Origin of the sequence: Streptomyces sp. NBC_00287, assembly GCF_036173105.1 — a bacterium.
In the GTDB taxonomy this organism is placed as follows: Bacteria; Actinomycetota; Actinomycetes; order Streptomycetales; family Streptomycetaceae; genus Streptomyces.
In genome coordinates this window covers 3,582,586-3,595,620 of record NZ_CP108053.1, presented here as the reverse complement: position 1 = coordinate 3,595,620, position 13,035 = coordinate 3,582,586, and the positions used below count along the sequence as shown (strand labels likewise).

General features: G+C 70.0%; 7 protein-coding genes. 3 read left to right on the top strand and 4 right to left on the bottom strand.

Going from position 1 to position 13,035, the window contains the following annotated elements; all coding sequences use genetic code 11:
* The first annotated feature begins 74 nt into the window (after window positions 1-74).
* The 3 genes from OHT76_RS16270 to OHT76_RS16260 all read left to right on the top strand — a co-directional run bounded on the left by OHT76_RS16270 (window position 75) and on the right by OHT76_RS16260 (window position 5,769).
* Entirely contained in the window at window positions 75-3,782 is a 3,708-nt protein-coding gene (locus tag OHT76_RS16270; RefSeq protein ID WP_328871551.1) for an ABC transporter ATP-binding protein, read from the top strand.
* Between the two features lie 82 nt (window positions 3,783-3,864).
* A complete protein-coding gene (locus tag OHT76_RS16265) occupies window positions 3,865-4,254 on the top strand; it encodes a hypothetical protein (RefSeq protein ID WP_328871550.1) in 390 nt (129 codons plus the stop codon).
* 93 nt (window positions 4,255-4,347) lie between these two features.
* Window positions 4,348-5,769, top strand: coding sequence for a S28 family serine protease (locus OHT76_RS16260; RefSeq protein WP_328871549.1), 1,422 nt, complete (start codon window positions 4,348-4,350; stop codon window positions 5,767-5,769).
* A gap of 64 nt (window positions 5,770-5,833) precedes the next feature.
* On the opposite strand, the gene OHT76_RS16255 is transcribed toward OHT76_RS16260, so the two are convergent.
* The 4 genes from OHT76_RS16255 to OHT76_RS16240 all read right to left on the bottom strand — a co-directional run bounded on the left by OHT76_RS16255 (window position 5,834) and on the right by OHT76_RS16240 (window position 12,791).
* Window positions 5,834-9,922 carry an nSTAND1 domain-containing NTPase gene (locus tag OHT76_RS16255; protein ID WP_328871548.1) on the bottom strand — a complete coding sequence of 1,363 codons (4,089 nt, stop codon included), beginning with the start codon at window positions 9,920-9,922 and terminating at the stop codon, window positions 5,834-5,836.
* A complete protein-coding gene (locus tag OHT76_RS16250; protein WP_328871547.1) occupies window positions 9,919-10,257 on the bottom strand; it encodes a CU044_2847 family protein in 339 nt (112 codons plus the stop codon). The genes OHT76_RS16255 and OHT76_RS16250 overlap by 4 nt, the downstream gene beginning before the upstream one ends.
* A gap of 69 nt (window positions 10,258-10,326) precedes the next feature.
* Window positions 10,327-10,941 carry a hypothetical protein gene (locus OHT76_RS16245; RefSeq protein WP_328871546.1) on the bottom strand — a complete coding sequence of 205 codons (615 nt, stop codon included), beginning with the start codon at window positions 10,939-10,941 and terminating at the stop codon, window positions 10,327-10,329.
* Between the two features lie 116 nt (window positions 10,942-11,057).
* On the bottom strand, window positions 11,058-12,791 hold the full coding sequence (locus OHT76_RS16240) for a glycoside hydrolase family 3 protein (protein ID WP_328876541.1): 1,734 nt from the start codon (window positions 12,789-12,791) through the stop codon (window positions 11,058-11,060).
* Window positions 12,792-13,035 lie beyond the last annotated feature (244 nt).

The following is a 13,035-nucleotide window of genomic DNA, read 5'->3' as shown; positions in this document are numbered from 1 at the left end:
TGCTCATCCCGGGATGAAAACCGGGGCCGAACACGTTGGTGATGTCCGTGGACGATCACACGGGGAGGCCGGACGTGGTAGCGCGGCAGGGTTGGGCGCGGAGGCTGTGGGGGTATGCCTGGCGCTACCCGAAGGACGTCGTCCTTGCCCTGGGATCCTCGCTGGTCGGTATGGCCGTCATGGCGCTGGTGCCGTTGATCACCAAGGTGATCATCGATGATGTGATCGGCGACAAGAGCCGTGGCATGGCGATGTGGGCGGGGCTGCTCATCGCGTCGGCCGTCATTGTGTACGTGCTGACGTACGTCCGGCGGTACTACGGCGGTCGCCTCGCCCTCGATGTCCAGCACGATCTCCGTACCGAGATGTACGAGACGATCACCCGGCTCGACGGGCGGCGGCAGGACGAGCTGTCCACCGGGCAGGTCGTCGGGCGGGCGACCAGTGATCTCCAGCTGATCCAGGGGCTGCTCTTCATGCTCCCGATGACCATCGGGAACTTCGCCCTGTTCGTCATTTCCCTCGTCGTGATGGTGTGGCTGTCCCTGCCGCTCACGCTCGTCGCGCTCGCCATCGCCCCCGCCCTGTGGTGGATCGCCAAGCGCAGCCGCACCAAGCTCCACCCCGCCACCTGGTACGCCCAGGCCCAGGCGGCGGCCGTCGCGGGCGTCGTCGACGGTGCCGTCAGCGGTGTCCGCGTGGTCAAGGGCTTCGGGCAGGAGGAGCAGGAGACCGGCAAGCTCAGGGACGTCAGCCGACGGCTCTTCGCCGGACGGCTGCGCACCATCCGGTTCAACTCCAAGTACACCCCGGCGCTCCAGGCCGTCCCCGCCCTGGGCCAGGTCGCCATGCTCGCCCTCGGCGGCTGGCTCGCCGTACGCGGCCACATCACGCTCGGCACCTTCGTCGCCTTCTCGGCCTATCTCGCCCAGCTCGTCGGCCCGGTCCGTATGCTCGCCATGGTCCTTACCTTCGGCCAGCAGGCGCGGGCAGGTACCGAGCGGGTGCTTGAGCTGATCGACACCGAGCCTTCCATGAAGGACGGCACCAAGGACCTTCCCGCCGACGCCCCGGCAACCGTCGAGTTCGACGACGTCTCCTTTGGCTACGAAGACGGCCGCCCGGTGCTGGACGGGCTGAGCTTCGAGATCCGCCCCGGCGAGACCCTCGCCGTCGTCGGCTCCTCCGGCTCCGGCAAGTCGACCGTCTCACTCCTGCTGCCGCGCTTCTACGACGTCACCCACGGCGCCGTCCTCATCGGCGGACACGACGTCCGCGAACTCACCCAGGACTCCCTCCGGGCCGCGATCGGACTGGTCCCCGAGGACTCCTTCCTCTTCTCCGACACGGTCCGCAACAACATCGCCTACGGCCGCCCCGACGCCACCCAGGAACAGATCGAGCAGGCCGCCCGCGCCGCCCAGGCGGACCGCTTCATCGCCGAGCTGCCCGCCGGCTACGACACCAAGGTCGGCGAGCACGGCCTCACCCTCTCCGGCGGCCAGCGCCAGCGCGTCGCCCTCGCCCGCGCCATCCTCACCGACCCGCGCCTGCTGGTCCTCGACGACGCCACCTCCGCCGTGGACGCCCGCGTGGAACACGAGATCCACGAGGCCCTGGCACAGGTCATGGAGGGCCGCACCACCCTCCTGATCGCCCACCGCCGCTCCACCCTGAACCTCGCCGACCGCATCGCCGTCCTCGACGGCGGCCGGCTCGCCGACCTCGGCACCCACGAAGAACTCCAGGAACGCTCGGCCCTGTACCGGCGCCTGCTCACCGACCCCGACGAGCTGGGCGGCGTCTCGCCCGGACACACCCCGCCGGCCCTCCCGCAGGAGGACACCTCCGTACGGGCCGAGCTGGACGCCGAGTTCGACGCCGAGAGCGGGGTCACGCCCCGGCTGTGGGCAGGCGAGCGCACCCCGCGCGACACCGCGATGGACGGCGCCCCCGCCACCCCGGAACTCCTCGCCCAGGTCGAGGCGCTGCCCCCGGCGACCGACGCCCCGGACGTCGACGAGGCCCGCGCGGTCACCCCGGAGGAGTCCTACGGCCTGCGCAGGCTGCTGCGCGGCTTCGGGCTCCCCCTGCTGGCCAGCCTCGCCCTGGTCGCCGTAGACGCGGGCAGCGGCCTTCTCCTCCCGGTCCTGATCCGGCACGGCATCGACAGCGGAGTCTCCGAGCTCGCCCTCGGCGCGGTCTGGGTGGCCTCCCTGCTCGCGCTGCTCGCGGTGACCGTGCAGTGGGCGGCGCAGATCGGGGAGACCCTGATGACCGGGCGGACGGGGGAGCGGGTTCTCTACTCGCTCCGCCTGAAGATCTTCGCCCAGCTCCAGCGGCTCGGACTCGACTACTACGAGCGCGAGTTGACCGGCCGGATCATGACCCGGATGACGACGGACGTCGACGCCCTGTCGACCTTCCTCCAGACCGGACTCGTCACCGCGTTCGTCTCGGTCGTCACCTTCTTCGGCATCATGGTCGCCCTGCTGGTGATCGACCTGGAGCTGGCGCTGGTCGTCTTCGCGACCCTGCCGCCGCTGATCATCGCCACGTTCTTCTTCCGCCGGGCGAGTGTGAAGGCCTACGAACTGGCCCGTGAGCGGGTGTCGTCGGTCAACGCCGACCTCCAGGAGTCGGTCTCCGGGCTCCGGATCGTGCAGGCCTTCCGGCGCGAGCGGGACGGCGGCGCGCGGTTCGCGGAGCGCAGCGACAGCTACCGGCAGGCCCGTATCCGGGGCCAGTGGCTGATCTCGGTCTACTTCCCCTTCGTACAGTTCCTGTCGTCGGCGGCCGTGGCGGCAGTACTGATCGTGGGCGCGGGCCGGATCGACGACACGACGCTGACGACCGGCGCGCTGGTGGCGTACCTGCTCTACATCGACCTGTTCTTCGCCCCGGTCCAGCAGCTCTCCCAGGTCTTCGACGGCTACCAGCAGGCGACCGTGTCGCTGGGCCGCATCCAGGAGCTGCTCCAGGAGCCGACGTCGACGAAGTCCGCCGACGAGCCCCTCGACGTGCTCTCCCTGCGCGGGGAGATCGCCTTCGAGGACGTGCACTTCGCGTACGGGGCCGACGAGGAAGCCCTCACCGCCGTGGACCTGCGCATCCCCGCCGGCCAGACCGTCGCCTTCGTCGGCGAGACCGGCGCCGGAAAGTCCACCCTCGTCAAGCTGGTCGCCCGCTTCTACGACCCCACCGGCGGCCGCGTCACCGTCGACGGCACCGATCTGCGCGCCCTGGACATGACGGCGTACCGGCACCGGCTCGGCGTCGTCCCGCAGGAGGCGTACCTCTTCCAGGGCACCGTCCGCGACGCCATCGCCTACGGCCGCCCCGGGGCGACGGACGCCGAGGTGGAGGCCGCCGCCCGCGCGGTGGGCGCCCACGAGATGATCGCGACCCTCGACGGCGGCTACCTCCACGAGGTCGCCGAGCGCGGCCGCAACCTCTCGGCGGGCCAGCGCCAGCTGATCGCCCTCGCCCGCGCCGAACTCGTCGACCCCGACATCCTGCTCCTCGACGAGGCGACGGCCGCCCTGGACCTGGCCACCGAGGCCCAGGTCAACCAGGCCACCGACCGCATCGCGGGCCGCCGTACCACCCTCGTGGTCGCCCATCGCCTCACGACGGCCGCCCGCGCGGACCGGGTCGTGGTGATGGCCCACGGCCGGGTCGCCGAGGACGGCACCCACGACGAACTGCTGGCGCTCGGCGGGCGGTACGCCGAACTGTGGCGGACTTTCGTCGGTGAGCCGGTAGGCGTAGAGCTCGCGTGACGGTCGGCACGCAACCGTCCGGCGTACGTCTGGCGTCCGTACACCAGTACGCTCATCGCCGGGGTACGGGGAGGACGACACAGTGGACAGTGGTGCGATACGCCGACGGCTGGCGGCCGGCCTGGCCGTGCTGACCGCGTCCGGGCTGCTGGCCGTCGCGGCGCCGGGCGAGGCACAGGCCGCCGGGATGTCGTGTCCGGGGCGCAAGGTCCGGACGGTGCCGTTCTCCACGGGTTCCGTGCATGTCTACCGGAGCGGGGGGACGGTGTGTGCCTTCACCGTCGCCAAGAACCCGGGACCGAGGCGGACGATGGCCGTCAGCGTGCAGGCGCGCGGCCACAATCCGGTGCCGTACCAGGGCAAACACCGGCGCAAGACACTGACGGTGTCGGTGTATGCGGGGCACAGGTGTGTGAAGGTGACGGGCCGGGTGGGCGGTGGATCGGTCGCGTCGGGCTGGATCCTTTGTTGACGCGTTTCTTGGGTTTGTCGGTAACTCCTCTGGTGTGATCGTCAGTTGCTCCGATAGCTTCCGGGCGCACATCTGACTTACAGGGGAGGGTGCATGCGCAAGGCGCTCAGATGGCTGCTGGCGCTCACGGTGCTCATAGGCACGTTGAGTACGGCAGGGGCGGCCACCGCCGCCCAGCCGGAGGCCACCACCGACATCAAGGACCGGCTGCTCTCGATACCGGGCATGAGCCTGGTCGAGGAGAAGCCGTACACGGGCTACCGATTCTTCGTTCTGAACTACACCCAGCCGGTCGACCACCGGCAGCCGTCCAAGGGCACGTTCCAGCAGCGGATCACCGTGCTGCACAAGGACGTCAGCCGGCCGACGGTCTTCTACACCGGCGGCTACAACGTCTCCACGACCCCGAGCCGGCGCGAGCCGACACAGATCGTGGACGGCAACCAGATCTCCATGGAGTACCGCTACTTCACCCCGTCCCGGCCGGCTCCCGCCGACTGGACGAAGCTGGACATCTGGCAGGCGGCGAGCGACCAGCACCGTATCTTCAAGGCGCTCAAGCCCCTCTACGACAAGAAGTGGCTCTCCACGGGCGGCTCGAAGGGCGGCATGACCGCCACGTACTACGAGCGCTTCTACCCGCGTGACATGGACGGCGTCGTCGCCTACGTCGCCCCCAACGACGTGGTGAACAAGGAGGACTCGGCGTACGACGAGTTCTTCGCGAACGTCGGCACCGAGGAGTGCCGCGACCGCCTGAACGGCGTCCAGCGCGAGGCGCTGGTCCGCCGGGAGCCGCTGGAGCAGCGGTACGCGGCGTACGCGGCCGAGAACGGCTACACCTTCGACACCGTCGGCAGCCTGGACAAGGCGTACGAGGCGACCGTCCTCGACTACGTCTGGGGCTTCTGGCAGTACAGCCTGCTCTCGGACTGCGGCACGATTCCCGCGGACGCGAAGAACGCGACGGACGAGGAGATCTGGACCTCGATCGACACGATCGCGGGCTTCTCGTTCTACACGGACCAGGGCCTGGAGCCGTACACGCCGTACTACTACCAGGCAGGCACGCAACTGGGCGCCCCCACGATCGTCTTCCCGCACATCGAGAAGCAGTACATCCGCTACGGCTACCTGCCGCCGAGGTACTTCGTGCCGCGCTCGATCCCGATGACGTTCCAGCCGTACGCCATGCGTGACGTGGACAGCTGGGTCCGCCACAACGCCCGGCAGATGCTCTTCGTGTACGGCGAGAACGACCCGTGGGGCGCGGAACCCTTCCGCCTCGGCAAGGGCGCGCGCGACTCGTACGTCTTCACGGCGCCGGGTGCGAACCATGGTGCGCGGGTGGCTGGACTGGTCGACTCCGAGAAGGCCCTCGCGACGGCGAAGATCCTGGAGTGGGCGGGCGTGGCCTCGGCCGCGGTCAAGGCTGATGCGTCCCTGGCGAAGCCGCTGGCGAAGTTCGACGCGAAGCTGGACAAGAGGGGTGTGGAGCGGACGTTGCGTCCGTAACTTGCCCTGAGGTTCATGGTGTTGTGCTGACGGCGGGCTGCCTTGGGTGGCCCGCCGTCGGTGCTCATGGGCATACGGCGGCGTCTGAGCCGTCGTGGAGGTAGGCCTTGCTTTCCTGCGAGGTGAGGTCGCGGTCGAAGGTGCGGCAGATCTGCTCGATGATCTTGTCGGGTTCGGGGGATTCGGTGATGTCCCACACGCGCGCCGTCCCGTCGGCGCCCGCGGTGGCGAGGATGCGGCCGTCGGGGCTGAACGTCACGTGATACACACCGCTGAGGCTCCCGAGGAACGTCCTACGGGGCTTGCCGGTCTCCGTGTCCCACAGCCGGACGGTGCCGTCCGAGCCGCCGGTGGCGAGGATCTTGCCGTCACGGTGGAATGCCACTGCGAACACGGCTCCGGCATGCTTGGTCAAAGTGGCGGTCGATCGGCCGGTGTTCGCGTCCCACAGGCGGACGGTTCCGTCATAGCTTGCGGTGGCGACGGTGTTGCCGTCGGGACTGAATGCCACGGACATCACGTCGGCCTTGTGGCCGGTGAGTGTGTTGAGGAGTTTTCCGCGCGGGTCCCAGAGTTTCGCTGTCGAATCGCCGCCGGCGGTGGCAAGGACGCGGCTGTCGGCACGGAACGTGATGTCGTACACCGCGCCACTGTGTGCGGCGACCCGCTTGCGAGCCTCGCCGGTGTCAGGGTTGCGCAGCAGGACCTTCCCGTTCTCGCCCCCGGTGGCGAGGGTTTTGCCGTCACGGCTGAAGGCCGCTGAGAGTACCGGAGAGCGGTGGTCCTTGAGAGGTGGTCGGCTCTTTCCCGTCTCTGTGTCCCACAGCCGGACGGTTTCGTCGTCGCTTCCTGTGGCGACCATGTCGCCGTTGCGGTGGAAGGCCACGGCATTCACCTCGTCGCTGTGTTCGCTGAGCTCCTTGCCGGGTTTGCCGGTGTCCGGATTCCACAGACGTGCGGAGTAATCGGCCGCGGCGCTGGCGATGGTCCGGCCGTCGGGGCTGAATGCCAGCCAATAGACCGAGGTGGTGTGTCCCCTCAGGGTCGTCCGATCGCGCCCTGCGGTCGCGTCCCAGAGGCGTACCGTCGTGTCACGACCGGCCGTGGCCAGGGTTCGGCTGTCCGTGCTGAACGCCAGCCCGAGCACGGTGTTGGCATGACCGGCGAAGGTGGCGCGAGGCGCCTGGGTATCCGTGTCCCACAACTGCACGAAGCGATCGGTGGCGGTCGCGATGGTCGTGCCGTCCGGGCTGAAAGCGATCAAGGTGGCGTAGCTCGACAGCATGCCCTGACTCTCTCCGGTGGCAGGATCTCTCAGGTGAGCGTCGGTGCCGTCGGCGGTGACAAGGGTGTCGCCGGTCGGACTGAACGCCACCGAAGTCACCGGCAGCTTGTGGTCCTTGAGCGTGGTGAGTTCTTCGCCGGTGTCAGGGTTCCACATGCGAACGGTCTTGTCGTCGCTGCCGGTTGCGATGGTGTGGCCGTCGGGATGGAAGGCCACCGCCCTGACAGGGCCTTTGTGCCCTTTCAGCTCGGTGAGTTGTTTGCCGGTGTCCGGGTTCCACAGGCGAACGGTGTGGTCGTCGCCGCCGGTTGCGATGGTGTGGCCCTCTGGATGGAAGGCCACCGCCCTGACGTGATCGGTGTGGCCCTCGAGTGTCTGGCGGTGTTTGCCGGTGTCCGGGTTCCACAGGCGAACGAGCCGGTCGGAGCCGGCGGTTGCGATGGTGTGGCCCTTGGGATGGAAGGCGACCGCGTTCACCGCGTTGTCGTGCGCGGTGAACTTACGGAGGGTCTTCATCGTGGTTGCGTCCCGCAGACGGATGGTGTTGTCGGCACCGGCACTCGCGAAGGTGCGACGGTTCGGGCTGTAGGCCACCGCGTTCACCTCGTGGGTGTGCCCGGAGAGGCGCCGGTGCGTCGGCAGGGCCTCGGCGCTGCCCAGGCTGTCGATGGCCTCGGACGTATGGCTGCTGCCGTACGCCTTGACCGCCAGCAGCGCGGCGAGCTCCGGATCCGTGCCCAGAAGTTCGCTGGACTCCGCCGCGAGCTCCCGCGACAGTGCCCGTTCCTTCGCGTTGCCCACCCTGACCCACTCCCACACCGCCCCCGCCACCGCCAGCAGCGCCAGCACCAACAATCCGCTGAGGACGCCGATGAGCACGCGGTTCCGCCGAACGGAGGCCCGCTGGCGATCCTGGCTCGCCTTGAGGAACTCGGCGATATCGCTCGGCAGCCGTCGCTCCTCGGACAACTCAAGGCCCTCAGCCAGGGCCGCTCCCTCGAGCAGGTCCCAGCGGGACTGACGTTCCCGGGTGCGGTTGAGCCACTGGTTGAAACGGGTGTCCTGGTCCACCCACTTGCGCAGGGCACCCCAGTCGCGGATGAGCGCCTCGTGGATCAGCTCGGCCACCGGCTCTCCATGCGGGGCGCCGGGGCGCTGGGGGGCCTCCAGCTTCTGGGTGGTGATGATGCGGCGACGGGCGAGCGCGGCGATGACCGAGTCGACGGCTTCCCGCTCCCCGGTGTCGCCCGGAGCGGCCGCCAGGTCGCGCAGCTCGTGGAGGGGAACCTGCGTGCGGACGGCGGTGATGTTGTGGCGGGGATCGGCCGGGTGCACCAAGGAGGTCAGGGCCCGCCTCGCGATGACCTGCTGCTCGTGGGAGAGCTCGTCGAGCGCGCTGTCGCACCACGTAGTGACGCTGCCGCTGACCTCTCCGACGCGCTCGTACGCCTCGTGGGTGAGATACCCGTCCTCGCGCCGGTCCCACAACTGCTGGAGCGTCATCTCCAGCAACGGCAGCACGGTGGCCGGCGCCTGCCGGATGTCCGCTTCGGGGGTGATCTCCAGTACGTCGCCGATGATCCGTTCGGGCAGCCCCGGCTGGAAGTGCAGCCCCACGTCCTCGGCGGGCAGCACGATGATGTCGTGCAGGTCCTGCTGGCTGAGGGTGCCCGGCACGTTGAGCAGCCCCGGCATCGCGGCGTCCAGCAACTTGGGTGCGAGGGCTGCCAGTTGCGGATAGAAGTCGTCCCGCATGATCAGGATCACGGTGATTTTGGTGTACGCGTCCGCGGCCCCGGTGACTTCGTCGATGACGGCCAGCAGATTTCGCAGCCGTCCGTTCGTGCTCTGCACCAGCAGTTCCTCGAACTGGTCGATGACCAGCAGGACCCGCCCGAAGTCCGGCTCGGCCGCCAGTCTGCGGTTGACGGCCGCGATGATGCCGTCCTCGCTTGCCCCGGGCAGCCCGGCACGTTCGATTTCGGCGAGCATGTCCTGCCTGGGCCGGGCCAGTACCGGCAACCACCGGTCACTGCCCGGCAGTTCGCCCTCCGCGAGCGCGTGCAGCACACCCGCCTGGATCAGCGACGACTTCCCCGACCCCGACGGCCCGAGCAGCAGGGTCAGGCGCCGTTGCCGGGCCAGGTTCGCCACCACCTGCTGTACCGCCTCCGACCGGCCCTGGAACCACCGCGCGTGCTCGGCGGTGAACGGCTCCAGGCCCCGGTACGGGCACACCTCCTGCTCGGCCAGCTCCGGCAGGATCTCCCGCAGCACCTGGGTGGGGGTGGCGTACGCGATGCCCAGCCCCCGTTTGTACACGTCCGGCGCGGTGATCTCGGTCAGCATGCCGATGACCACGCCCGTGTCCTCGTCGAAGACGGGTCCGCCGCTGAATCCGGTGGTGAGGTCGTTGGCGTTGGTCAGCTGCAGCAGCGCACCCCGGCCGTCCGTGGCGGGCAGCAGATCGCCGGTCTTGCCGAAGCCGAGGTGTCCTTCCCGCCGGGCCTGGGAGGGGAAACCGTACGAGCGCACGTCGTGATTCCGGCGGCCCTCCGCGGAGCCCAGCGGCAGGATCCACGCACCGGCCGGCGTACGGTTCAGCCGGATGAAGGCCACGTCCTCGCCCTCGGCGGAACGCCACAGCTCGGCCGGGACCGTGCCCTGCACCCGGTCGGCGTCCACCAGGTACGGGAAGGACAGCAGCACCTCCGTGCCGGGCCCACCCCCAGCCCCCTCGACGACATGCGCGCAAGTGACCAGGACACCCTCGGCCACCAAGAAGCCTGTGCCGGCCACCCGGCCGTCGGGGGTGAGGATCTGGGCCACTGACATCGGCAGGTCGGAAGCGAGGCCGTCGCCGGTCATGGGGAGCCACCCCCGCCGGAGCCCTCGTTCTTCCAGGCCACCGTCACCTTCAGATGGCACCCGGCCTGGCTCTTGGTGATCACGGCCCCGGCCTCGAACGCGAGGTCGACGCCGAACTCGACCGTGATCTCGTCGGGCCGGGCCTTGCGCAGCGACGTGAGGGTGGCGCGGGCGGCCTCAGCGACCGGCTCCAGGGCCCCTTCCAGCGTGGCCGGCAGCTCCCGCACGGTGTCGCCGATGCGGCCGGCCTTCACCGGCCCCGCGTCGGGCGGGCCCGGTTCCTCGACCAGCAGCCAGCCTCCGTCTTTCAGGGGTATCCGCGTCAGAGGGGTCACGATGCCACTCTCCGGACCACTGGCATATGCCGCATGCCGGAGTGGGCCGTCCGGGTGCCCGTCACCCCCTCACAGCGGCCGGGCGCAGCCCACCGGCCGGTCGCCGCCCAGTTGGACGTACAAGGCCGTCGACACCGGGCATTCGGCGCGCTTCGAGACCGCCTTCGCCACCTTGTACTGCGGCTTCTTCTCCGCCTTGCCGTCGCAGGACGTCTCGCGGACCTGGCCGCCGCCGGAGCTGTAGACGCAGTCGCCGACGATCGTGCGGGGGCCGCCTCCGCCGCCCGGGTCGCCGGGGTGAGGTGGGGCCAGGTTGCGCATGCAGGCGTAGCCCTGGGGGACCGCCCCGTCGCCGTCCTCGTCCGAGGGGCTCTGCCGGCTGATGTGGAGGACGAAGTCGGTGGTGGCCGGGCACGGTGGGCCGTCCCCGACGGTGCCGTCGAAGCGGGCCACCACCCGTGCCGCAGCCCGCTCCCCGCCGCACGGCACCTCGGTGAAACTGGTCGTCCCGAAGGAACTGCACTCGTCGACCCCGAGGAACACCGTGCCGTAGCCCGATGGGCGGGTTTCCGTCGGTGTCGGGGTCGCCGCCTCGTCGAGTCGGGCCTCCCGCCCCTCCGACTGGCAGCCCGTCAACCACACCGCCGCCAGCATCGCCGCCCCCACGGCACGTCTCCCACGCATCGCACTCCCCCCGGTTCCCCTGGTCCAGCGTGGCCCGCCGCAGCGGGCGCACGCCAGACATACGGGGCGCTTTGGGCTTATTGGGGGTCGTGCGCCGGGGCCCGGGCGTACCGGCGCTACGCCGGATACGACAGCCCGTGCCCGACCGGATACAGCACCCGGCCCGGATCGTCCGCCCGCTGCACCGGCACCGGAAGCCGACCGCTCGGCGCCACCGCACCCGTGATCACCCGTGCCGCCGCCCGCAGTTCGACATCGGTCCAGGAGTACGACGCCAAGTAGCCGCGGACGGCAGGCAGGTGCGCCACGTCGTACGGGTTGCGGACCGCCACCGCCACCACCGGTTTGCCCGTCGCCAGAAGCTGTGCCACCAGGCTCTTCTGTGCGCTCGTCGCGGTCACGTTGTACGTCCCGACCACCACCGCGTCCGCGTCCTGCGCCGCCGCCACCGCCTTCGCGATGGTCGCGGCCGACGGGGCCGTGCCCGTGGACAGCGGGGTTGCCGTGAAGCCGAGTTCGGTGAGCGCCGTGGCGAGGACGCCCGTCGGGGGGCCCGTGGTGCCGGACGGGGACGCCGGGTCGGCGCCCACCACCAGGAGCTTCGGCACCTCGGTGGGGGACAGCGGGAGCAGGCCGCCCTCGTTCACCAGCAGGGTTGTCGTCCGGTCGGCGATGCGGTCGGCCGCCGCGAGGTGGGCCGGGATCCCGACCGTGCGGTCCACGCCGCGATGGCCGACGTACGGGTCGCCGAAGAGCCCCAGCTTCGCCTTCAGCCGCAGCACCCGCAGGATCGACTCGTCGAGCCGTGCTTCCGTCAACTCGCCGTCCTGTACCGCCTTCAGTACGGCGTTCCAGGCGACGGGCAGGTTCGGCGGGTTGAGGAGCTGGTCCACGCCCGCCTTCAGCGCGAGCACCGGGACCCGGTCGTCGCCGTACTTCGTGCGGACGCCCTCCATGCCCAGCGAGTCGGTGACCACGACCCCGTCGTAGCCCAGCTCCTCGCGCAGGATGCCGGTGAGGATCGGGCGGGAGAGGGTGGCCGGGTCGCCGGAGTCGTCGAGCGCCGGGACCATGATGTGCGCGGTCATGATCGAGTCGATGCCCGCCTCGATCGCCGCCCGGAACGGAGGCGCGTCCAGCTCGTCCCACTGCGCGCGGGTGTGGGTGATGACCGGGAAGCCGTAGTGGCTGTCGACGGCCGTGTCGCCGTGCCCGGGGAAGTGCTTGGCCGTCGCCGCGACCGAGGAGTGCTGGTAGCCGACGACCTCGGCGGCGACCAGCCGGGACACCGCGGCCGGGTCGGAGCCGAAGGAGCGCACGCCGATGACCGGGTTGGCCGGGTTGACGTTCACATCGGCGACGGGCGAGTAGTCCTGCCGGATGCCGAGGGCGCGCAGTTCCTTTCCGGCGATCCGGCCGAGGGTGCGGGCGTCGGCGCGCGAGCCGCTCGCGCCGATGGCCATCGCGCCCGGGAAGAGGGTGGCGGGCTTGCCCACGCGGGCGACTATGCCGTGCTCCTGGTCGGTGGAGACCAGGACGGGAAGTCCGCGCGGCAGGTCCAGGGATGCCTTCTGGATGCCGTTGGAGAGGTCGGCGATCTGGTGCGGATCGCGGGTGTTGTGCGCCCAGGCGAAGTAGATGATGCCGCCGACGCGGTACTTGGCGATCAGCTCGGCGGCCGTACGGACGCCGATCTCCTTGAGGTTGGCGTCGATGTCGGCCTGGTCGGGGGCGGTGGCGGAGTGGCCGTAGACCCGCATCACGAAGAGCTGGCCGACCTTCTCCTCGAGCGTCATACGGGAGATGAGGGAGCGGAGCTTCTTGTCGTCCGCGTAGGCGGTGCCGCCCATGGCGAGGGTGGCGGCGACTCCCGCGGTGGCGGCGAGGACGGTGCGTCTGGAGGGCAACGTGCGCTCCTTCCGGAGGTGATCCGCTGAAGGGCATTCAGAGGGGTTCCGCTGAAAGAAACTTCCGAGGAGTCACCAATATCCGGGAAGTTTCTGCCAGTCAAGGGAGTGCACAGTAACGCGGACAAGGCCGCGGGCCCGGGAATGGGGGTCCGCCATCGGCGCTGTTGGAGGGGGGCGCGCCGAT

Coding starts and splice junctions, on each gene's coding strand:
- OHT76_RS16240 (WP_328876541.1), bottom strand. CDS start 12,791: ATGGGCGGCACCGCCTACGCGGACGACAAGAAGCTCCGCTCCCTCATC.
- OHT76_RS16260 (WP_328871549.1), top strand. CDS start 4,348: ATGCGCAAGGCGCTCAGATGGCTGCTGGCGCTCACGGTGCTCATAGGC.
- OHT76_RS16245 (WP_328871546.1), bottom strand. CDS start 10,941: ATGCGTGGGAGACGTGCCGTGGGGGCGGCGATGCTGGCGGCGGTGTGG.
- OHT76_RS16255 (WP_328871548.1), bottom strand. CDS start 9,922: ATGACCGGCGACGGCCTCGCTTCCGACCTGCCGATGTCAGTGGCCCAG.